This is a genomic window from Nocardia cyriacigeorgica (assembly GCF_010868145.1).
GTDB classification, from domain to species: domain Bacteria; phylum Actinomycetota; class Actinomycetes; order Mycobacteriales; family Mycobacteriaceae; genus Nocardia; species Nocardia cyriacigeorgica_D.
This window is the reverse complement of record NZ_JAAGUY010000005.1, coordinates 151,643-172,089: the sequence shown is the minus strand read 5'-3', so window position 1 is coordinate 172,089 and position 20,447 is coordinate 151,643. Positions and strand designations below refer to the sequence as shown.

The following is a 20,447-nucleotide window of genomic DNA, read 5'->3' as shown; positions in this document are numbered from 1 at the left end:
CCGAAACCCTACGGCTCCCGGCCCCGCCGAACGAGAGCCTCACAACGACATTGTGGCGTCACACGAAATCACCCGAACCTGATCGGTCGATCGGACGGCAGGTTGACGAAACTCGGCACGTTCGGCTCGAGCACCAGATGCTGCGGCTTGAGTTCGCTGGCATTGAGCATCGGCCGGAAGGCCAGCGCCTTGGGCGAATTCCCGGCGAAGACGTCCACCCGCAAGCGGTGTCCCGGCTGCAGCACCGCCTGGGTCGGGATAACCGCGATATCCAGTGCGATCGCTTCGCCCGGCGACACCGGCAGCACACTGTCCAAGGTGATCGGATTATGCGGCGCGGTGAGGTCACCGTTGGCCGAGCGGACGCTCTTCGCCTCATCGATCGCGCGCAGCGAGGAGGTGAGCTGCCCGGTCGAGAGCACCGTGGAGGTTCCGTCGGGCGCGACATCGTTGACGGTGACGTTCCAGTACCCGTCGGCGGCATCGTGCACGGTATTGACGTGGACGTTGATCGGCCCGGAAATCACTGTCGGCTCGGTGATCTCGGCGCTGGTGAAGGTCAGCCCGTTGCGTTCGGCGATCCGGGAATCCTTGGCGCAGGCGTCGATCACCGCCGTCATACCGGCGGAGCCCTGAGCGGCGTCGCGGGAGCATGCGGTGGTGAGTCCGGGTGCGACGGTGAGCCGGGTGGTCTCGGCGGGCGGTGTCGCGGTCAGCGAGCCGTCGTGCAGGCTGTCGCGGGTCGTCCCACTTGGTGCACCCGACAGGTAGACACGGCGATGCGTCATGCCCGGCTGCGGGAACTCGCCGAGGGTGACCCAGCCGCCACCCTGCTGCCACACCGTCACGGGCCCGAAGCCGGTGATGCCGTTGTCGATGTCCTTGAGCCAGTAGTCGAACCAGGCCCGCTGGAGGACGTCCAACCGTGCTGGCGCACCCGGAACACCGGTCCCCGCACCGGGATTCGCGTGATAGGTATCCCCGACAACCAGCTTCTTCTGGTCCGCGGGCAGCGGGATGGCGTTGTAGAGGGAGGTGGCGCTGTTGGCGAAGATGTCGTGCCAGCCGCCGTAGACGAAGGTGGGGACGCCGACCTGGTCGGGATGGCCCATGATGCCCTCGCGGAAGGCGCTGTCGTCATCGAGTGCGGCGGCAAGCGCGGGCGGAACATTGTGCAGGGACGGCGTGAGCAGGGCCTGGGCGAGCAGATCGACATTGGTGAGTGGGTCGCGGCGGCGATCGTTGAACCAGCGCCAGTCGAAGGTGCCATCGAGCATGGAGCCGATATCGGGCATCAGTTTCGCGTTGTTCACCGAGTTCAGCCACATCGGCAGGAAGGTGGTGCCGATACCGCCGCCCGGCGCCACCACATCACGCATGAGGTCGCTGCCCGGTTCCACCGGGAAGATAGCGCGCAGTGCCTGCGGCGGATCTTCGGCCGCGCGTAGCTGGTTGATTCCGGAGTAGGAGCCGCCGCTCATCGCGATCCGGCCGTTGGACCAGGGCTGTGCGGCGGCCCAGTCGATCACCTCACGGGTGTCGAGTTGTTCACGCGCGCCGAGGGTGTTCCAGGTGCCCTGCGAAAAACCGGTGCCGCGTACATCGGCGACGACCTGGGTGTAGCCGCTGCGAATCAGCTTGCGGTCCAGGCCGAGGACGGTCTGGATGGTGCCACCGTCGAGGGCGTGCAGTAGGTCCTCGAAGCCGCTGACCGGGGTGCCGGAGAGATTGATTCGGCCGATCAGATCCATGGTGAGCTGCTGGAGCCCCGGCATGGATATGGCCGAGTCGATCAGGTTGGTCATGAGTTTCGTGTACGGCGTGAGATTGACGATGGTCGGCAGCGGCTTGGTCTCGACCTGACCGTCAGCGCCGATCGGCCGGTAGATGTTGGCCTTGAGCACCACGCCGTCGCTCATCGCGATCGGCACATCCCAATCGATGTGCACGTCGGGGTAGGGCTGCGGCCCGTCGTGGGTGTGCGTCCACTGCCGCGCCAGTTCGTCCGGCGCGACAGCGGGCGCGAGCGCCTCATGGGCGACCTCGCGATCGGCAACGGTTGTCACCGCGGCTGCCCCGCCGGTCATCAGGATCACGAACGCTGCCGCCACACCCTGGACCCGCCGGGTCAACCGCATCGACACCCCTCCGCCTCATGGTTTTCGCCTCCGGCGCACATGTGACCCAGACCATAGCAATCTGCTCTGGAAACCCGGGGACGACTCGCCAGAAGGCGCCGCCGATCAGCTCACGGGTTTGCGCTGGGCGCGCAGCACGATATCGGTGGTGTGGTGGGTTCCCGGCGGACCAGGGCGGGTGCGGGGGCGGGCGGTGTGCACCAGGACCGTCCAGTCGGCGCCGAGCAGGTCGGCGATCTGGCCGGGCTGGTAGTAGTCGCGGGGGTCGAAGCCGTTGTCGTGATCGTGCGGCAAGTCGGCCGGATCGTGACCGACGACGAGCAGGGTGCCACCCGGTGCGACCGCGGCGATGAGTCCGCGAATGGTGGTGTGCTCGGGTTCCAGCTCGATCGGGAAGTAGTGCGCCGAGACCAGGTCGAACGAATCCGCCGGCGGCGGGGTGGCGGTGAGATCGGCATGGGACCAGGCCACCTCGGGGTTGGTTGCGGCGGCGCGTTCCAGGGCCACCTGTGACACATCCACAGCGGTCACCTTCCAGCCCTGTTCGGCCAGCCAGCGCGCGTCGGCGCCTTCACCGCAACCGACGTCGAGTGCCTGTCCCGGAGTGAGTTCTCCCGCCTCGGCGACGAGCACATCGTTGGGTAGCCCACTGAACAACTGCTCGCGGCTGCCGTACATCTCATCCCAGAACTGCTGGTCCATCCCGTTTCTCCATCCGTAGGTCGTGGCATGACCAGCATGCGAGCAACCATGCGGACTTGACAAAGAAATTTGCCAGAACTGCAATATCGGTATGGATCGGGATTTCGACGAGGTGATCGATGCGGTCGGGCCGCGGCTGCGCGACCTGCGCCGCCGCAACGGCACCACCCTGGCCGCCCTCTCCGAACTGACCGGCATCCCGGTCAGCACGCTGTCACGGTTGGAGTCGGGGCAGCGCAAACCCAGCCTCGAACTGCTACTGCCGCTGGCCAAGGCCCATCAGGTGCCATTGGACGAGCTGGTCAACGCACCCGAGACCGGCGATCCAAGGGTCTATGCGCGTCCGTTCACCCGTAACGGCCAGACCGTCGTCCCGCTGACCCGAAAGCCGGGCGGGCTGCAGGCATGGAAGCAGATCCTGGCCGGCCGCCCCGCCGACCGGGAACCGGATCCGCGCACGCACGAGGGCTACCACTGGCTCTACGTGCTCAACGGCAAACTGCGCCTCATCCTCGGCGACCGGGACATGGTTCTGACCGCGGGCGAGGTCGCCGAATTCGACACCCATCTGCCGCATTGGTTCGGCAATGCCGACGAACACCCCGTCGAGTACCTGAGTATTTACGGGCCGCAGGGTGAGCGCTTCCATATCAGGGCCCGCTACCGGCCCGAGTGATCAGAGTCGCTCGATGATGGTGGCATTGGCCAAACCGCCCGCCTCGCACATGGTTTGCAGGCCCCAGCGGCCGCCGGTCTGCTCCAGGTGGTTGACCATGGTGGTCAGGATGCGGGTGCCGGAGGCGCCGAGCGGGTGACCGAGGGCGATGGCGCCACCGCGTGGGTTCAGCTTGGCCGGGTCGGCGCCGAGTTCGTGCTGCCACACCAGCGGTACCGGGGCGAAGGCCTCATTGACCTCGTAGGCATCCACATCGTCGATGCTCAAACCGGCTCGGTCCAGCGCTTTACGGGTGGCCGGGACGACAGCGGTGAGCATGAGCAGCGGATCGTCGCCGACGACGGCGAACGAATGGAACCGCGCCCGCGGCCGGAGGCCGAGCTTGTTCGCGATCCGCTCGCTCATGATGAGCGCGGCCGAGGCGCCGTCGGTGAGTGGAGACGAGTTGCCCGCGGTGATCGACCATTCGATCTCCGGGAACCGCTGCAGGTAGGTCTCGTCGGTGAAGGCGGGCTTCAGTCCGGCGAGCTTGTCGACCGTCGTCGCACCACGGATGGTCTCGTCGGCATCGAGGCGTCCCGCGGTGACGAGTTCACGATCGAATCCACCGGCCGCGGCGGTCTCGGCGGCCAATTGATGTGAGCGAGCGGCGAACTCGTCGAGCCGGGCGCGGTCCAGCTTCCATCGTGCCGCCAGCAGTTCCGCGGAAATGCCCTGCTGCACCAGGCCTTCCGGGTAGCGGTTCGCGATGGGGCCGCGGTTGGCGTCCTGGCCGGCGGCATTGGAGAACATCGGCACGCGGCTCATCGATTCGACACCGCAGGCGATGGCGATGTCGTAGGCACCCGAGATCACACCCTGTGCGGCGAAATGCGCGGCCTGCTGGCTCGATCCACACTGGCGGTCGACGGTGGTGGCGGGCACCGACTCCGGGAATCCGGCCGCGAGTACCGCGGTGCGGCTGATGTTGAACGCCTGCTCACCGCTCTGGGTGACGCAGCCGCCGATCACATCGTCGACCAGGGCGGGATCGAGGTCGTTGCGGCCGAGTAGGTCCGAGAGCACGCCTGCCAACAGCGTGGCGGGGTGCACGTCGGAGAGTCCGCCACCGGCCTTCCCCTTGCCCGAGGGTGTGCGCACGACGTCGACGATGACCGCGGTCTCCATGACCAACTCCTGACTTCCGGCCGACCGGTCAAGTTAATGACCATTCCGCACTAAGTTAACACGGATTCGCAGCCGTTCGCCAGAAGGTCGATCACATCCTCACCCACGAACGACGATCACCGGGCATTCCACCGAGTGCAGCACCGATTCCGAGGTTGAACCGAGCAACATGCCGGTGAATCCGCCGCGGCCGTGACTGCCGACCACCACCAGCTGGGCATTGTCGGCCTCGCGGGCAAGTGAGCGCGCGGGCCGGTCGCGTTCCAGCACGCGCTGCACCTCGACGTCGGGATACCGCTCGGCATATCCGGCCAAGGACTCGGCCAGTGTCGCCGCCTCGATGTCCTCACTGTCCACCCAATCGAGCATCGGCACGTCCATACCGGTGACGTCGGTCCAGGAGTGCAGAGCGATCAGCCCGACCTTGCGCCGGGCCGCTTCGTCGAAGGCCATCTCGATGGCCGGCTCACTGTTGCGGGTGCCGTCGACGCCGACCAGGACCGGTTTGGCCGCCGACACCACATCGGTGGCCGACACCTCGCGGATCACCGCGACCGGACAGTTCGCATGCCTTGTCACGGCGGTGCTGACCGAGCCGAGCAGACTGCGCCGATACGCGCCGAGCCCGCGGCTACCCACCACAAGCATCACCGCATCCGCCGAACGCTCGAGCAGGTACGGCACGATGCGCCCGTCGATCAGCTCGGTCGAGATCTCGGGCACCGCACTCAAGGCGGCGACCTCCGCGGCCCTGGCCAGCGTCTGCTCGGACCGGCTGCGGGACCCGGCGATGTCCTCCGCGGAGAACAGCACACTCGGCCGCATATCCGGGGGCAGCTCCGGCGAGGCGACGATACGCAGCGCCCGTGCCCGCGACGCCGCGTTGGCTGCCGCCCAGGCCACCGCGTGCATGGACTGCGGTGAGCCGTCGACCGCGACGACGATGGGCGCATCGGCGGGCTTGATCGGTGTGGTCATCGGTCGCGTCCTTCCGTGGAATTCTCCGGCCGGACGACCATCACCGGACATCCGGCATGCTGGACCAGTGAGTGCGAGGTGGAGCCGAGCAGGAGACCGGTGAATCCGCCGCGGCCGCGACTGCCGACCACGACGAGTTGGGCGCTATCAGACCACTCACGCAACCGTGCGGTCGGATTGTCGCTGTAGGTCTTACGCAGAACGGTGACGTCGGGAAACTCCTCCTGCCAACCGGCCAGGCGCTCGCCGAGCACCTCCTGGCCGGCGTTTTCGACCTCGATCTCGGGCAGAAATTTTCGCAGCCGTTCGGATTCGAGCCGTCGATCGTAGTGCACATGGATTGCGACCAGATCGGTGCGGCGGACGGCGGCTTCGGTGAAGGCGGTGGCGAGAGCGGCCTCACTGACCGGGCTGCCATCCACACCGACGACCACGGGGCCGGTCGACCGAATCGCCCCCTCGGCGTCGGTCCGCACCACGATGACGGGCCCGTGTGCTCGGGACACCACCGTCAGTAGCGTCGAACCGATATGGCCGAGAACGCCGACGTTCCCGGTGGCGCCGAGTATCACCGCGTAGGCCCCTGCGCTTTCCTCGATCAGCAGGGCGGCTGCACTACCCACCGAAACACGCGTCGAGACGGCCAGATCGGGCGTCTCCGCGGTGACGGCTTCTTCGGCTCGGTCCAGCAGGTGGCGGGAGTTCTCTTTCAACGCCTCCAGCAGCGACGATGTGACGCCGCCCGAGGTGCTGACCAGCTTCGCCGTGCCGACCAGCTCCATGCCGTGCGCGAGGCGCAGTGCGCGGCCGCGTTCGGTGGCGAACCCGGCCGCCCAGCGCGCGGCCGTCAACGAACCCGCCGAACCGTCTATACCGACGATTACGTCCCCGGCGGAGTGTCCAACAGGCTGTTCCGACAAGGCGGCCTCCCATGTCGAGGCCGGACCGAGCGAGTATCCGACCGAAGCGAGGTGCGGTTGATCTCATCTGGTGACGCAGCGACCAGCCTAGCCGTGGCATGCTTGGACGGTCATGCGGTTCAAGCATCACACAAGGTGTGGAGGTCCGATGGCGACATCACGCGACGCCGACGATCTATTCGCTCTACCCGCGTTCGGCCGGGCCGCGCCCAAGGCCGGCTTCCCAGAACCGGAACTGCTACCCCAGGTCGCCTACGAGATCGTGCACGACGAGCTCGCCCTCGACGGCGTCTCTCGGATGAACCTGGCTACGTTCTGTACGACGTGGATCGACGATCAGGCCCGGCGCCTGATGTTCGAGTCGATCGACAAGAACATCGTGGACAAGGACGAGTATCCGCAGACCGCCGAACTCGAGCACCGCGCCGTGCGGATGGTGGCCGACCTGTGGCACGCACCCGACCCCGCCGCGACTCTCGGCACCTCGACCATCGGGTCGAGTGAGGCGGCCATGCTCGGCGGGCTCGCGGCCAAATTCCGCTGGCGCGGCCGCGGCGGCGGTACTGGTGTGCCGAATTTCGTCTGCGGACCGGTGCAGGTGTGCTGGGAGAAGTTCGCGCGCTACTTCGACGTGGAGATCCGCCAGATCCCGTTGCGCGGCGACCAGTACACGATGCATCCGGACGATATCGCCGCCCACTGCGATGAGAACACGATCATGGTTGTGCCCACTTTCGGCCAGACGTTCACCGGTCTGTTCGAGGATGTCGCGGGAATCAGCAAGGCGCTCGACGATATTCAGGCCTCCACCGGACTGGATATCCCGATCCATGTCGACGCGGCCAGCGGCGGCTTCCTCGCGCCGTTCACCGCGCGGGAGCTGGTGTGGGACTTCCGGTTACCGCGGGTGAAATCGATCAACGCCTCCGGTCACAAGACCGGTCTCGCGCCGCTCGGCGTCGGCTGGGCGATCTGGCGCGAAGCCGCCGATCTGCCCGCCGAACTGATATTCGACGTCACCTACCTCGGTGGCAGCATGGCCACGTTCAACGTGAACTTCTCCCGGCCCGGTGGCCAGGCGATCACCCAGTACTACGAGTTCATTCGGCTCGGGCGCCTCGGCTACACCCGGCTGCAGTCCGCGATCTACCACGTCGCGCGTCATCTCGCCGAAGGGCTGGCCGAGCTTGGCCCGTTCGAACTCATCCACGCCGGCGACCCGAACCGCGGTATCACCGCGGTGTCCTGGCGGCTCACCGGCGATCCCGGATTCAATCTCTACGAGCTGTCCGACCGGCTGCGATCCCGAGGTTGGCTGATCGCGGCGTATCCGTTGCCGAAGAACCGCGACGAGGAGGTGATCATGCGCGCGGTCCTGCGCCACGGGTTCACCCACGACATGGTCGACCTGTTGCTCGACGACGTGCGTCGCGGTATTGATCATTTGACGGTGCACCCACAGTCGGTGCCGCTGACCAGCCACGATGCGGGCGGGTTCACCCATGACGCGACGCCGATGGTGCCCTGAGTCGGTGTGCTCGGCGAGCCGGGCACAGTGCCGGCGGTCGGTCAGGCGGTGATGCCGACACCTGTTCGCGCCAACCATGCGGCGAGCAGGAGCACGAGCGGCTGAATCACGCTGGCAGACCGAGTCTTCGATCACATCCTTCAACTTTACTGAAGCCCATGGCTATGCTTCAACGAGCCTGAAGGTTGTCTGGCGGTGCGAGACGAAACCGCGTTCCTTCGGGCCGGTTTCGCGCCCAGCGGACCGTCAGGACCCTTCGTGATCGGAGCAGTCATGGAAATCCCTCGCCGCACAGCACTCGGCACCGCCGCTCTGGCCGGTGCGGCCGTCGCGCTACCGAGAACCACGGCATTCGCCGAACCGGATGCGCTCGCGCTGCCGACCTCGCCGATAGCTGCGGCGACGCGACATCTGATCGACACGTCCCTCACGCCGCCGGTGCGCAACCACAGCATCCGCGGGTTCCTCTTCGGCCGTGCGATTGCCGGCGCGCAAGGCCTGCAACCGGGCGCTGACTACGACGAGGAGGTCATGTACCTCATCTGCGCCCTGCACGACATCGGGCTCGGCGATATCGCCAACGGCCATCAGCGATTCGAGGTCGACGGCGCCGACTACGCGGCCGAATTCCTCGAGCGCAACGGCGTCACCGACGCAAGGGTCGACACCGTGTGGGACGCCATCGCGGGACATACTTCGGCCTTCAGTGATTCCCCCGTCTACCGTCGCCGCCGACCCGCGGAGATCCGGATCGCCGTGGAAGGTATCGGCATCGACGTGGGCGGCAGCCCCGGCGACCTCCCACCCGGCTATGCCGATCTCGTCCACGCCGGCTACCCCCGCCTCGGCGGCACCCGAGCCCTCACCGACGTCATCGAAACTCAAGCCCTGGCCGACCCTCGCAAAGCCTTCCCCGGCACCCTCCCCGGCGAAATCGTGCACCAGCGCCACCCTGATCTGCCCTATTCGACCTGGGACGAAATCATCGATGCCGGTGGGTGGGGCGACTGATCGATCCCGAAGGTGAGAGCTCGGCCGTTCGTCGGCTATCGGAATCCGATACCTGCCCGGCGGACGGCTGCGCGCATCGCCGTCGCGCGTTCGCCTGCGGCGGTGGATGTGGCGGCTGCGGTGGTCGCGCCAAGGCAGGCGCCGAGATGGGCGGTGGTCGCGGGCTGATCGACAGAATCGGGGAAGCGGGTGTGAATCGCGTCGAGGACCGTTGTGTGCACCGATTGCAGGCGGGCCATCAGCGATCCGGGGAGTCCCTGTGTGGAACGGAACAGTTCGGCGCGCAGGTCGGCGAGTTCGTCGGTGCGGGCGGTGGCTGCTTCGAACGCGTCGATGAGTGTCGCCATGGCGGCTTGCACCGCATCCCAGGGGGTGGCGTCGGCATCGAGCCGCACGATCGTGCCGGTGGCGGCCTGAATGTACTCCTCGATGTGGTGGAAGAGCACATCTTCCTTCGACGGGAAGTACAGGAAGAACGTCCGGCGTGAAACCCCTGCCGCCGCTGCGATATCCGTGATCGAGGTGGCTGCGAATCCGTGCTCGAGGAACAGCGTTGTCGCGGCACGGACGATCGCGGCTCGGGTCGCTTGGCGCTTCTGCTGTCGCAGGCCGATCGTCTCGCTCACGAGAGGCAGAGTAGCCCCTATCGCAATTGATTGCACTAGTGTAGAAATGCACTAGTGCAACATCTACCGAAAAGGGGCACCGACATGGGTGAGTTGACCGGCCGGACCGTATTGATCACCGGCGCGGGCCGCGGAATCGGCAGGGCCGAGGCGATCTATCTGGCTGCTGCCGGAGCGAATGTGGTCGTCAACGATCCGGGCGTCGCGATCGACGGGTCCGGTGGGGACAGCTCCGTCGCCGCCGACGTGGTCGGCGAAATCCGGGCGTCCGGCGGGAACGCGGTGGCCGACAATGGCAGCGTCACCGATTGGGGCGCGGCCGAGCGGATGGTGCAACGGGCGGTCACGGAGTTCGGCGACCTGCATGCCGTGGTCAACAACGCCACCATCGAGGTCAACAAGGGCCTGGAACGATTGTCGGAGCCCGAATTCGACGATGTCGTCGCGGTCAAGCTGAAGGGAACCTTCGCCGTCAGCCGCTGGGCCACCGCATTCTGGCGCGAACGCTACGAGGCCGGCGATCGGATCGACCGCGCGATCGTGAATTCGGCATCGGGTTCGGGCCTGCTGAATCCGCTGCCCACCCAGACCAACTACGCGGCCGCCAACGCGGGCGTCGCCGCGATGACAACGGTGCACGCACTCGAGCTGCGACGCCTCGGGGTGCGCGTGAATTGCGTCAGCCCGTCCATGATCCGCACCCGCCTCACCGAGCAGGTGCCCGGGATGACCGAGACGCCGTCCGATGGCCTCGATCCGACAGACCCCGTGATGGTTGCCCCCCTCGTCGCCTACCTCGTCGGTTCATCCTGTCCACTTACGGGCCAGGTGCTGTCGGTGCGCGGCGGATCGATCGCCCTCAACCACGGCTGGTCCCGTGGAGCGCGGATCGAGAAGACCGACGACCTGTGGACCATGGCCGAGCTCGCCGCGCACCTCGAACAGCTCCCACTCGAGGACCCCTTCGACCGCCTGGCGACGGCCATCGGCGGCGCTCTCGGAGCCTCCGGTCGCGACCAATTCGAGGCTCTGGTCAACGCCCAGCTCGACCAGGCGTGACTCGGGCAGCGCGCGCCGTCGATGTCCCGCACTCAGGCCGTGTCCACTGTGGTGCCGGGGCCGCGCGGGGCTGAAGTAGGCTGACGCCCTCCAGCTCACCACGGGAAAAGGGAACATGTCGAAGTACGAGAATGTCAGCGTCGCGAAGAAGGCCAACGTCTACTTCGACGGAAAGTGCGTCAGCTACAGCCTCGAGCTGGCCGACGGCACCCGCAAGTCGGTCGGCGTCATCCAGCCCGCCACTCTGACGTTCGGCACGGCAGCGCCCGAGGTCATGGAGCTGATCGAGGGCGAATGCGCGGTCACCTTCGCCGGCGCCGATGAGGCCGTGGTCTACCGCGCGGGCGAATCGTTCTCCGTCCCGGGTGACAGCTCCTTCGACATCGAGGTGCGCGAGACCATGCACTACGTCTGCCACTACGGATAGTCCTCGCGCACTCGGCACGGCGATCCCGGCCGCCGACACAACGATGCGCCGCCGGGTAACCCGGCTAAGCCGAAGTGTCGGCCGGCATGGGGCCGGGCCCGAGGAGCGTGACGGCCTGTAGCGCTAGATGGAGCTCCGCCGACCGCGCGGGATCGGCGGTGTCGCGGCCGGTGAGGTCGCGGATCTTGCGCAGACGGTAGCGCACGGTATTGCGATGGCAATGTAGCTGTTCGGCGGCCGCGGCGGTCGAGCCGTGGCATGCGTACCAGGCCTGTAGCGCCACGATCAGGTCGTCGCGCTCGGGTGCGGGCAGGTCGAGCACCGGGCCGAGGATCTGGGTCGCCGCCTGTCTGCTCGCCTCGGGCAGCATGACCAGCAGGTGGGCGACGGGGTCGTCACCGAATCGGACGGCCCGGCCCGAACCCGGCCGTGCGCTCCGCGCGGCGAGGCGAGCCTCGGCCAGCGCGCCGAGGATGGCATGCGGACTCGTGAAACTCGTGCTCACGCCGATCCGCCCGGCCACAAGGCCTGCCAGCGTCGCCGCGGCACGGTCGATCGCCGCGGTCGATCCGGTGCACAGCAACCCGGCGTGGGTATCGATCTGTGAATCCCAGACCGAGCGAGCCCCGGCATCCTTCACCGTGGTGACGAGGTTGCCGGGCAATGCCGTACCGGGATCGTCGGTTTCGATCGACACCACGGCGTAGGTTCCGTGCTCCGGCAGGCCGAGAGTCCGCAGCGCCGTCAGGGCGCGGGCAGGGTTGCCCGAGTTGTCGTCGAAGAGGGTCCGGATCAATCGGCTCTGGGCCTGCGCGTCGGCGTGGGCGAGCAGGATCTCGGTCTCGCGATAGGCCTCGACCGCGGTGTCGGAGTAGGTATCGATGAGTTCCCACAGCGAGGTGGCGAGATCGCGGACCTCCGGATCGCCGGGCACGGGGGAGCGCGTGGTCAGCTGCTCCCAGATCAAGCGGCCACCGAGCCGGAAGGCATGCAGCAGTGCGGCGATCGGGACGCCGCGCTCGGCCTTGAGCCGCCCCACCGCGCGCGCCGGTTGCAGCCGGGCGGGCTCGGTGCCACCGAGTGCACCGATGATCGCGGTCAGATTGGTCAGGCACGCCTCGCGTAGTTCCTCGGCGGTGAGCAGACCGGAATCACCGTAGGAGCGGTCGGCGGCGGTAATCCGGGAGACCAGCTCGTCGGCCAATTCCCCGACGCGCTCGAGCAGCTCCAGCGCAGGTCGAGCCGCGCGCGTTGGAATCGTTTGCGATGATGCGGTCACCTGGTCAGCGTACGCGGCCGGGGGTGAGCTGCGCCACCACTGAATTGTTGCTGAGCACAATATGGTGCGTTGACGGTGGCTGTCGACCAGGGTCGAGCATCGGGATCTGCCCTTCGCGTCATCAGTGCCCGATCGGTCGCGGCAGGTGGTCGCCACGGCTTCGGCGTGGATCCGCGTAATCGCGAAAGACGACGTAGATACCGATTGCGAGTTGGTCGCTGGCCTGAAGGCGCGGGTCGGTGCGACCGCGTTGTGACCGTTGATCAGCCCGGGCTCCGCGTGCTCTGTGCTGTGGCCGGGGCTGTCGGACGGTTGTCGCGGCCATAGGCCATCATGGCGTCTTTGTGCTCGAGCACAATCGATGCGTACCGGGTCCGCAACGGTGGCACATGGCCCCGAGAGTGGTGTGCGACACACAATTGGTCGATCCAATCCGCGGCGGAAGTCCGCGCGGACCGCCGACGTCTTGGAGGATCGAACGTGGTTACCACTGTGGCGCCCTCGACACACGCCGCTGTCGACGCTGCCCTGACCGAACTCGTCGATGGCGAGAAGCAGTGGGCGGCCCTCCCGTTGCGCGGCAGACGCGAGCTGCTCGACCGGGTTCGCGAACTCACGCATCGGCACGCTCAGGACTGGGTAGACGCAGCCCTCGCGATCAAGGGCCTCGACCCGTCGTCGCCATTGGCGGGTGAGGAGTGGATCTCGGGTCCGTATGTACTGGCCACCAGTCTCGGCGCACTGTCGGAAACACTCGAGGCGCTGGAACAGGGAAAGTCCCCTCTCGACAAGGCTTCGTTCGGTGCGGTCGGCGATCACGTCACCGTCGACGTTCTCCCGGCAAGCCTGTTCGACGGGCTGCTGCTCAATGGATTCAGCGCTCAGGTCTGGCTGCAACGGGGTGTCAGCAACGCTGCGGCGAAGGCGAATGCCGGTCTGGCACAGCTGGATCCACGACGCACCAATGGCATCGGTGCGGTGCTGGGCGCAGGGAATATCACCTCGATCGCGCCGTTGGACACGCTATATGAGCTGATCGCCCATAACCGGGTCGTCGCGCTCAAGCTGAATCCGATTACCGACCCGCTGCTGCCGGTGTACACCGCGATCCTCGCGCCGCTGATCGAGCTGGGTACGGTGCGGCTGCTGACGGGCGGGGCGGAGGTCGGCGGCTATCTCGTCGAGCACGATCTCGTCGCCCATGTGCACATGACCGGCAGCGCCAAGACGCACGACGCGATCGTGTGGGGGACCGGTGCCGAAGTAGCCGAACGCAAACAGGCAGGCACGCCGAAGCTGACCAAGCCGGTCACCAGCGAGCTCGGCGGTGTGTCGCCGACGATCGTGCTGCCAGGGCAGTGGAGTTCGGCCGATATCGCGTTTCAGGCCGAGCATGTGGCGACGCAGCGGCTCCACAATGGCGGCTACAACTGCGTCGCCGCGCAGGCGTTGATCATGTCCTCCGACTGGCCGCAGAAGGATCAGTTCCTCACCGCGTTGCGCGAAGCCATCGCGAAAGCGCCCGCTCGCCGCGCGTACTACCCCGGCAGCGATGACCGCGTCGCCAAGGCGCAGAAGTCCTACCCTCGCGCCGAACGCCTCGGATCGTCCGGCGAGCGCCTGCTCGTCACCGGACTGGCGCCGTCCCCCGAGGAACCGCTGCTGGCCGGTGAGTACTTCGCACCCGTGTTCGGCGTGGTCGAGCTACCCGGAACCGGGGCCGACATCACCCGAGCGGCAGCCCGTACCGCGAACGAGGCCTGCACCGGGACGCTCGGAGTGAACATCATCGCCGAGCCTGCGACCATGTCCGAGCTCGGCGTTGCCTTCGACGAGTTGATCCAGGATCTGCGCTACGGCACGGTCGCGATCAACGCCTGGACCGGCGTTGGCTACCTCACGCCCACAGCGTCCTGGGGTGCCTTCCCCGGCCACACCCTCGCGGATGTGCAGAGCGGCATCGGAGTGGTGCACAACGCGTGGCTGATCGACCGGGTCGAGCGCGCCGTCGTGCGCGGCCCGTTCCGCCCCGCGCCGCGGTCGCTGCTGCACGGCGAGCTCGCCATCTCACCCAAACCGCCGTGGTTCGTGGGCAACAAGACCGCCGCGAGCACCGGCAAGCTGCTCACCGGATTCGCCGCGGACCCCGGTTGGAGTCGCCTGCCCATGATCTTCGCCTCCGCGCTGCGCGGTTGAGCCGACCACTTCCGGACTGGAGAAACACATGAGCACCAACACCATTGCCGACTACGTCGTGGTCGGCACCGGTTCTTCCGGCGCCGTGGTCGCCGCCCGGCTCAGCGAGCGCGGGGCCGACGATGTCATCGCACTGGAGGCCGGGCCCGAGGACAAGAATCAGGCCGTTCACATTCCGGCCGCGTTCTCCAAACTGTTCCAGACCGACCTGGACTGGAACTACCTCACCACCCCGCAGCCCGAGCTCGGCGATCGCCAGGTCTTCTGGCCGCGGGGCAAGATGCTCGGCGGATCGTCATCGATGAACGCGATGATGTGGGTGCGCGGCTATGCCGCCGACTACGACGAGTGGGCTCGGGCCGCAGGCGAAGGATGGTCGTTCGCGAACGTCGTCGAGTACTTCAAGCGCATCGAGGCGGTCGAGGGCGCGCAGGGAGCCGACGAAGGCCGCGACGGACCACTGCGCGTATCGCAGCAGCGCAGCCCCAGCCACTGGACCGCGGACTTCCTCGCCGCAGCCGAGCATGCCGGTTACAAGCGGGAACGAGCCAATCTTGCGCAGCCGGAAGGGTTTACGCAGACCATGGTGTGCCAGCACCGCGGCGCGCGGTGGAGTACCGCGGACGCCTACCTGAAGCCCGCGCGCAAACGTTCCAACCTGACCGTGCTCACCGGCGCTCACGCGACCAAGGTGTTGTTCGACGGCACCCGCGCTGTCGGCGTCGAATATCTCAGGGACGGGAGAAAACAGACGGTCCGCGCCCGCAAGGAAGTAGTGCTGTGTGGCGGCGCCGTCAACAGCCCACAGCTGCTGCAACTGTCCGGAATCGGTGACCAGGCGCACCTTCGCGCGCACGGCATTCCGGTGGTGCGCAACGTGCCCGAGGTTGGCCGTAACCTCGCCGACCACCTGATCGCCTTGCTCGGTTTCGCTGTCGACTCCGGCACACTATTCGATGCGGAGAAGCCGCTCGAAGTGATCAACTATCTCGCCAGGCGGCGCGGCATGCTCACCTCCAATGTGGGTGAGGCCTACGGTTTCGTGCGCAGCAGGCCCGAGCTAGAGCTGCCCGATCTGGAGATCATCTTCGGGCCCGCCCCGTTCTATGACGAAGGAATCGGCGTGGCGCCCGGTCACGGCATCGCACTCGGCCCGATCCTGCTCCAGCCCCGCAGTCGCGGCACCGTGACACTCGCATCCGCCGACCCCGTCGCCAAGCCGATTGTCGACCCGAAGTACCTGTCCGACAGCGACGGCATCGACCGCGCCGCGATGCTCGCCGGACTGGACGTTGCGCATCGCATCGCCACCGCGGATCCGTTGGGCTCCCGGGTCGGGCGGTTCCTACAGCCGAAGCGGGAGCAGCCGACGGTTGCGGAAACCCTCGAAGATGCCCTCACCTGGCACTCGCACACCCTGTACCACCCGACCAGCACCTGCCGAATGGGCACCGACCGAACCAGCGTCGTCACCCCCGAGCTGAAAGTCCGCGGCGTCGAAGGGCTACGAGTGGCCGACGCCTCGGTGATGCCGACCATCATCCGCGGCCACACCCACGCCCCGGCCGTCGTCATCGGCGAGAAGGCCGCCGACCTGATCAGGGCCGCGAATCGCTGAAGCTCGGGTCGAGGAGTGCCACTGGCGCGTCCCAGCGGTAGCTGTCCGCGAGTCCCTGACTTCAGGCGCGATGCACCGCGACCACCGGGATGCGGCGGGTCGTATTCGCCCGGTAGTCGGCGAACGCGGGCATGAGCTCGACCATCCGGTCGAACAGCACATCGGCCTCCTCGCCGGTGAGGGCCTCGGCGGTCGCCTCGTAGGATTCGGTCCCGACCTCGACCGTGAGCGCCGGGTTCGCCTTCAGGTTGTGATACCAAGCCGGGTGCCTGTCGGCCCCACCATTGGAGGCGATCAGCACGATGCGGTCGTTGTCCGGGACGTAGACCAGGGGATTGGTGATCCGCCGCCCCGATTTGGCGCCCGTCGTGGTGATCAGAACCATATTGTCGCGGCCCTCGAACATCCCGCCGACCCGTCCGCCGTTCGCGCGGAACTGCCGGATCACATCGGCATTGAAGTCGCTCATACATATTCTCCACGTTCTTCGAAGGTCTCGGTCCCGAATGCCAACTCGGACCGGGCTGCGGGGTATTCCGAATTCGCGTCCATCAAAATGGCGACTTCGCTCCGGTCGGTAACCGGGCCGGACGGGAGCTCTCACGGAATTTCCTGCGGTTGCCGGGCATACTCGGCGCCTGCTGTGGGTTGTGCACAACCGTGACGCTCGAGCAGACTCTCCGGTCCGGCCTCCACCCGTTATTGGCGCAGCGATTCAGTCCGGATCGTTTCGATCCCGCAGGAACAGTCGGCGATGAGGAACTGGAACTGCTGCTCGAGGCCGCGCGCTGGGCGCCATCGGCGGGAAACTCCCAGCCATGGGCCTTCTTCCCGGCGCGCCCCAGCGAACCCGAACATGATCTGCTCATCCGTCATCTCGCCGCGAGCTCGGCGCGCTGGGCGCCGGATGCCGGAGCCCTGATCGTGACCCTTACCCGCCGTTTCGTCGACGACCCGACTATCCAGTACTCGGAATTCGCCGATTACGACCTCGGCCAAGCCGTCGCCCACCTGACAGTGCAGGCACAAGCTCTCGGCCTGGCCTGCCACCAATTCCGAGCCTTCGATTCCGACGGGCTCACCACCATGTTGCAACCCGACCCGGGCTGGGCAGTGGTGTCGATGATCGCGGTCGGCACCCCCGCCTCGGCGCTCCCGCCCGCCCGCAATCGCCGTGACACCAACGACCTACGGGCAGCGCCATGGGCCAGCCGTGGCACCGGCAACCGGCCATAGCCCGGGCCAGGCCGCGGTTCATCCATGGGAGTTCATGGACTCGCGTACCACGCGCGACACCCATAGCATCGAATCGATGGACGACACCGTATCCACCCGATCAATAGCCCGGCCTTCGTTATCGACGGTCGAACCGGAGCCGACGGCCGCCGCCGAGATCGAGGCACTATTCCGACGCCTGGAAGCGGCGTTGATCGCCAAAGACGCCGCTGCCTTCGACGATGTCTTCACCGAAGACATCGTGTTCATCAATCCGGCCGGCCGAATCTTTCGCAGCTGGAGCGAACTCCACAGCTACCACCGCGCCGTGCTCGGCAAATCCCCAGGAGCACAGGCACACTACGACATCATCGCCATCCGCCACCTCACCGCCGCCGACGCGATCGTCAATATCGAACAAACTCTGCGCACCCCCGATTTCTCGATCACCAACCGCGGCACCTGGGTACTCATTCGCCGGGACGGTGCATGGTGGGTTTGTTCGGCCCACAACACCAATGTCGCGGAAACGATGCGGCAGATCGAGACAGCGAACGAATAGCCGCCCCGCCACGGTGCTGTCCGGTCGGTTGGAACACGTCGGACACAGCCCGAGGTGCGTATAGCGCTCGGCCGGCTGCGGCCTGATTCATTGCGCTGCCGCGATCACCGGTGCTAGCCCGCCCTGACCCATGATGGCGTTACGGTCGGTGATCTCCTCACCGTTGACGTAGACGGTGGGGGTGCCTTGAAGACCGGAGTCGAGTACCTCATCGGTTTTCGCGCGCAGATAGCTGTCGTATTGACGGTTGGTAATGCATTCGGCCACAGCGGAATCGGTGTAACCCGCGGATTGGGCGATCTCGATCAGTTCGCTGTCGGGCAGGCCGTCACCACCTTCGCTCGGTTGGCGGGCGAACATGTCGGACAGCCAGGCCTGGTAGTTGGCCAGGCCGGAGTCCGCGACGCAGAACGATGCGTTACCGGCCCGGGAGGAGTACTCGGTTTCGCTGGCGCGGTCGAGAAAGCTGATGACGCTGTATTCGACTGTGGCGGTGCCGTCGCGCACGGCGTCCTCTAGGACCTGACCGTTGGCCTCTTCGAATGCTTTACATGCTGGGCATTGCAGGTCCATGACGACCCGGACGGTCACCTTCGCGTCGGATTCGCCGACCCGCACAGCGCCATCGGCCAGCACATTCTTGGGCGCGGAGTCGTCGCTGGCCGCCGTTGCGATGCCGTCGACCTTCGTCGTCACCGCACCGCGAGCCAGCAATCCGATACCGATCGCGGCGGCAACCACCACCAACACCAGGATGGGCGTCAGGATGACGAGAAGTTGACGGTTGGGGCTCGTCCTCTGCGGCGGTGGCCACCCGCCCGGATTGGTGCTCATTCACATGCTTCCCGCTCGCCGGACATTCTTCGCCAGCCTAATGCGCCGCACGGGAACCAGCGCGAAGGCAGTGGATCCACTGGTGTCGGTTTCGTCCAAGACAGCGGCCGCGGCGGTTCATAGGCTGACACCAGGCAAATGGCCGAAGCTGATACTCAGGAGGATTTGATGACACGCGAACTCGTCTACACCGGTTTCATGTCGCTGGACGGCGTCGTGGACTCGCCCGGCGGCACGGCCGAGGGGCACCGCAGCGGGGGCTGGGTGATGGACACCGAGTTCGTGCCGGAGGCCTACTCGCTCAAGGCGGAGGAGCTCGCCGATACGACGGCCCTGCTGTTCGGCCGCCGCAGCTACGAGGCGTTCGCACCGATCTGGCGCGATTCCGAGGATCACGCCGCATACAAGGACCTGCCCAAGTACGTTCTGTCCTCCAGCCTGACCGACATCGATCTGATCGACGGCTGGGGCCCGACCACGATCCTGCGATCGGAGGACGACGTCGCGAAGCTGAAGCAGACCGGCGGCGGCGCCATCTTCATCCACGGCAGCGCCGAGCTGGCCCGGCGTCTCTCGGATGCCGACCTGATCGACCGGTACAACCTGCTGGTGTTCCCGGTGCTGCTCGGTGCGGGCAAGAGCCTGTTCGCCCGGTCGGATCGAGATAAGCAGCGGCTGCGGCTGCGGGAGTCGGCGAGCTATTCCAATGGGGTGACCAAGCTGATCTACGACGTAGTGCGCTGACCGGGATCGAGCGCGATCACGCCGCCTTCCCCGGCCCGCAGCTGTCCGGCCGTCCGCCCGACGTAGCGGCGCAGCGCGCGAGCGAGATGTGGTTCGTCGTAGTACCCGAGCTTGTCGACGACATCGGCGGGCGCTTCACCCGAGGACAGCAGCAATGCCGCGATACGGGCACGATCGATCTGCCGGACGGTGCCGTGGGTGAGCCCGGTCGCGGCCCGGAACCGGCGCTCGAGCGTCCGCTCGCTCACCGCCGGCGGCGAGCCCTCGAGTGTTGCCGCGACCAGCGGATCGCGGACGACGGCACCCTCGTGGACGAGCCGATCGACGAGAGCCTCGACGTCGTCGGGCCCCGGAATCTCCCGGTGTGCGCCGTCGAGCCAGAAATTCCGTTCGCTCACATCGGGCAGCACGACTCCACCATCGACCAACGTCGGTGCCTCCAGTGCGCGCAGGGACGAGCCGACCGCGAACTGGATGCCGACGAATTCCGCCCCCTCGGGCACCGGTGCGGTGCCACTGCGGGTCTCCGGACCCGTCACCGCCGCGAACTGGCGCCCCTCCTGCTCCCAGAACACCAGCCCCCATGTCTGGCTGGCGACCGAAGTCATCGTCGAGACCTGCTCGGCGCGGCACGTCCAGACGGATTCGATCCACGGTGAATCCGACGCGCGCGTCTGGAAAAGCAGTCCCACCACCGAAATCCTAAGGGGTCGGGTCGACCGGGCGCTCGTGCCTTGACACCGCGCGATGGTCCACCTATTTTAGTG

Annotated in this window: 20 protein-coding genes; 10 read left to right on the top strand and 10 right to left on the bottom strand. The window is 66.8% G+C overall.

Annotated elements, in window-relative coordinates:
- Positions 1-68: 68 nt before the first annotated feature.
- On the bottom strand, positions 69-2,138 hold the full coding sequence (locus GV792_RS09795; protein WP_163823726.1) for a CocE/NonD family hydrolase: 2,070 nt from the start codon (positions 2,136-2,138) through the stop codon (positions 69-71).
- Positions 2,139-2,243: 105 nt separating this feature from the next.
- Positions 2,244-2,840 carry a class I SAM-dependent methyltransferase gene (locus GV792_RS09790; protein WP_163823725.1) on the bottom strand — a complete coding sequence of 199 codons (597 nt, stop codon included), beginning with the start codon at positions 2,838-2,840 and terminating at the stop codon, positions 2,244-2,246.
- Between the two features lie 91 nt (positions 2,841-2,931).
- Here GV792_RS09790 and GV792_RS09785 point away from each other — a divergent pair, with 91 nt between their 5' ends.
- Positions 2,932-3,516 (top strand): helix-turn-helix domain-containing protein, encoded by a 585-nt coding sequence (locus GV792_RS09785; protein WP_163823724.1) that lies wholly within the window; start codon positions 2,932-2,934, stop codon positions 3,514-3,516.
- Here GV792_RS09785 and GV792_RS09780 read toward each other — a convergent pair whose 3' ends face one another.
- The 3 genes from GV792_RS09780 to GV792_RS09770 all read right to left on the bottom strand — a co-directional run bounded on the left by GV792_RS09780 (position 3,517) and on the right by GV792_RS09770 (position 6,581).
- The gene (locus GV792_RS09780; RefSeq protein WP_163823723.1) at positions 3,517-4,683 is read right to left on the bottom strand and encodes a thiolase family protein; all 1,167 of its coding nucleotides are present in this window, start codon (positions 4,681-4,683) and stop codon (positions 3,517-3,519) included.
- A gap of 99 nt (positions 4,684-4,782) precedes the next feature.
- Complete coding sequence (locus tag GV792_RS09775; RefSeq protein WP_163823722.1) at positions 4,783-5,661, bottom strand: universal stress protein; 879 nt, start codon at positions 5,659-5,661, stop codon at positions 4,783-4,785.
- Entirely contained in the window at positions 5,658-6,581 is a 924-nt protein-coding gene (locus tag GV792_RS09770; protein ID WP_256673788.1) for a universal stress protein, read from the bottom strand. Before GV792_RS09770 ends, GV792_RS09775 begins: the two co-directional genes overlap by 4 nt.
- A gap of 148 nt (positions 6,582-6,729) precedes the next feature.
- Here GV792_RS09770 and GV792_RS09765 point away from each other — a divergent pair, with 148 nt between their 5' ends.
- Positions 6,730-8,109 carry a glutamate decarboxylase gene (locus GV792_RS09765; protein ID WP_163823720.1) on the top strand — a complete coding sequence of 460 codons (1,380 nt, stop codon included), beginning with the start codon at positions 6,730-6,732 and terminating at the stop codon, positions 8,107-8,109.
- A gap of 273 nt (positions 8,110-8,382) precedes the next feature.
- On the top strand, positions 8,383-9,120 hold the full coding sequence (locus GV792_RS09760; RefSeq protein WP_163823719.1) for an HD domain-containing protein: 738 nt from the start codon (positions 8,383-8,385) through the stop codon (positions 9,118-9,120).
- A gap of 35 nt (positions 9,121-9,155) precedes the next feature.
- On the opposite strand, the gene GV792_RS09755 is transcribed toward GV792_RS09760, so the two are convergent.
- Entirely contained in the window at positions 9,156-9,746 is a 591-nt protein-coding gene (locus GV792_RS09755; protein WP_309138487.1) for a TetR/AcrR family transcriptional regulator, read from the bottom strand.
- Positions 9,747-9,830: 84 nt separating this feature from the next.
- Between GV792_RS09755 and GV792_RS09750 the strand changes: the two genes are divergently transcribed.
- Together GV792_RS09750 and ppnP are read left to right on the top strand one after the other, a co-directional pair.
- Positions 9,831-10,805, top strand: coding sequence for an SDR family NAD(P)-dependent oxidoreductase (locus tag GV792_RS09750; protein ID WP_163823718.1), 975 nt, complete (start codon positions 9,831-9,833; stop codon positions 10,803-10,805).
- A gap of 115 nt (positions 10,806-10,920) precedes the next feature.
- The gene (gene ppnP, locus GV792_RS09745; RefSeq protein ID WP_163823717.1) at positions 10,921-11,232 is read left to right on the top strand and encodes a pyrimidine/purine nucleoside phosphorylase; all 312 of its coding nucleotides are present in this window, start codon (positions 10,921-10,923) and stop codon (positions 11,230-11,232) included.
- Between the two features lie 64 nt (positions 11,233-11,296).
- On the opposite strand, the gene GV792_RS09740 is transcribed toward ppnP, so the two are convergent.
- A complete protein-coding gene (locus GV792_RS09740; RefSeq protein WP_163823716.1) occupies positions 11,297-12,511 on the bottom strand; it encodes a PucR family transcriptional regulator in 1,215 nt (404 codons plus the stop codon).
- Between the two features lie 480 nt (positions 12,512-12,991).
- Between GV792_RS09740 and GV792_RS09735 the strand changes: the two genes are divergently transcribed.
- Both GV792_RS09735 and GV792_RS09730 read left to right on the top strand, forming a co-directional pair.
- Entirely contained in the window at positions 12,992-14,707 is a 1,716-nt protein-coding gene (locus tag GV792_RS09735; protein ID WP_309139093.1) for an aldehyde dehydrogenase family protein, read from the top strand.
- 28 nt (positions 14,708-14,735) lie between these two features.
- The gene (locus tag GV792_RS09730) at positions 14,736-16,325 is read left to right on the top strand and encodes a GMC family oxidoreductase (RefSeq protein WP_163823714.1); all 1,590 of its coding nucleotides are present in this window, start codon (positions 14,736-14,738) and stop codon (positions 16,323-16,325) included.
- 61 nt (positions 16,326-16,386) lie between these two features.
- On the opposite strand, the gene GV792_RS09725 is transcribed toward GV792_RS09730, so the two are convergent.
- On the bottom strand, positions 16,387-16,794 hold the full coding sequence (locus GV792_RS09725; RefSeq protein WP_163823713.1) for a nitroreductase family deazaflavin-dependent oxidoreductase: 408 nt from the start codon (positions 16,792-16,794) through the stop codon (positions 16,387-16,389).
- 191 nt (positions 16,795-16,985) lie between these two features.
- On the opposite strand from GV792_RS09725, the gene GV792_RS09720 reads away from it, so the two are divergent.
- Together GV792_RS09720 and GV792_RS09715 are read left to right on the top strand one after the other, a co-directional pair.
- Entirely contained in the window at positions 16,986-17,561 is a 576-nt protein-coding gene (locus GV792_RS09720) for a nitroreductase family protein (protein ID WP_163823712.1), read from the top strand.
- A 76-nt stretch (positions 17,562-17,637) separates the two neighbouring features.
- On the top strand, positions 17,638-18,102 hold the full coding sequence (locus GV792_RS09715; RefSeq protein WP_163823711.1) for an SgcJ/EcaC family oxidoreductase: 465 nt from the start codon (positions 17,638-17,640) through the stop codon (positions 18,100-18,102).
- A gap of 87 nt (positions 18,103-18,189) precedes the next feature.
- Here GV792_RS09715 and GV792_RS09710 read toward each other — a convergent pair whose 3' ends face one another.
- Positions 18,190-18,936, bottom strand: a complete 747-nt coding sequence (locus GV792_RS09710; RefSeq protein ID WP_163823710.1) for a DsbA family protein — start codon at positions 18,934-18,936, stop codon at positions 18,190-18,192.
- A gap of 168 nt (positions 18,937-19,104) precedes the next feature.
- Here GV792_RS09710 and GV792_RS09705 point away from each other — a divergent pair, with 168 nt between their 5' ends.
- Positions 19,105-19,680 carry a dihydrofolate reductase family protein gene (locus GV792_RS09705; RefSeq protein WP_163823709.1) on the top strand — a complete coding sequence of 192 codons (576 nt, stop codon included), beginning with the start codon at positions 19,105-19,107 and terminating at the stop codon, positions 19,678-19,680.
- Here the strand turns inward: GV792_RS09705 and GV792_RS09700 are convergent.
- The gene (locus tag GV792_RS09700) at positions 19,662-20,372 is read right to left on the bottom strand and encodes a helix-turn-helix domain-containing protein (RefSeq protein WP_163823708.1); all 711 of its coding nucleotides are present in this window, start codon (positions 20,370-20,372) and stop codon (positions 19,662-19,664) included. The genes GV792_RS09705 and GV792_RS09700 overlap by 19 nt on opposite strands.
- Positions 20,373-20,447 lie beyond the last annotated feature (75 nt).

Excerpts from the sequence above, each read along its gene's own strand:
- GV792_RS09725 (WP_163823713.1), bottom strand. The coding sequence starts at position 16,794 with ATGAGCGACTTCAATGCCGATGTGATCCGGCAGTTCCGCGCGAACGGC.
- GV792_RS09795 (WP_163823726.1), bottom strand. The coding sequence starts at position 2,138 with ATGCGGTTGACCCGGCGGGTCCAGGGTGTGGCGGCAGCGTTCGTGATC.
- GV792_RS09730 (WP_163823714.1), top strand. The coding sequence starts at position 14,736 with ATGAGCACCAACACCATTGCCGACTACGTCGTGGTCGGCACCGGTTCT.
- GV792_RS09790 (WP_163823725.1), bottom strand. The coding sequence starts at position 2,840 with ATGGACCAGCAGTTCTGGGATGAGATGTACGGCAGCCGCGAGCAGTTG.
- GV792_RS09715 (WP_163823711.1), top strand. The coding sequence starts at position 17,638 with ATGGACGACACCGTATCCACCCGATCAATAGCCCGGCCTTCGTTATCG.
- ppnP (WP_163823717.1), top strand. The coding sequence starts at position 10,921 with ATGTCGAAGTACGAGAATGTCAGCGTCGCGAAGAAGGCCAACGTCTAC.
- GV792_RS09750 (WP_163823718.1), top strand. The coding sequence starts at position 9,831 with ATGGGTGAGTTGACCGGCCGGACCGTATTGATCACCGGCGCGGGCCGC.
- GV792_RS09785 (WP_163823724.1), top strand. The coding sequence starts at position 2,932 with ATGGATCGGGATTTCGACGAGGTGATCGATGCGGTCGGGCCGCGGCTG.
- GV792_RS09765 (WP_163823720.1), top strand. The coding sequence starts at position 6,730 with ATGGCGACATCACGCGACGCCGACGATCTATTCGCTCTACCCGCGTTC.
- GV792_RS09760 (WP_163823719.1), top strand. The coding sequence starts at position 8,383 with ATGGAAATCCCTCGCCGCACAGCACTCGGCACCGCCGCTCTGGCCGGT.
- GV792_RS09780 (WP_163823723.1), bottom strand. The coding sequence starts at position 4,683 with ATGGAGACCGCGGTCATCGTCGACGTCGTGCGCACACCCTCGGGCAAG.
- GV792_RS09775 (WP_163823722.1), bottom strand. The coding sequence starts at position 5,661 with ATGACCACACCGATCAAGCCCGCCGATGCGCCCATCGTCGTCGCGGTC.
- GV792_RS09705 (WP_163823709.1), top strand. The coding sequence starts at position 19,105 with ATGACACGCGAACTCGTCTACACCGGTTTCATGTCGCTGGACGGCGTC.
- GV792_RS09710 (WP_163823710.1), bottom strand. The coding sequence starts at position 18,936 with ATGAGCACCAATCCGGGCGGGTGGCCACCGCCGCAGAGGACGAGCCCC.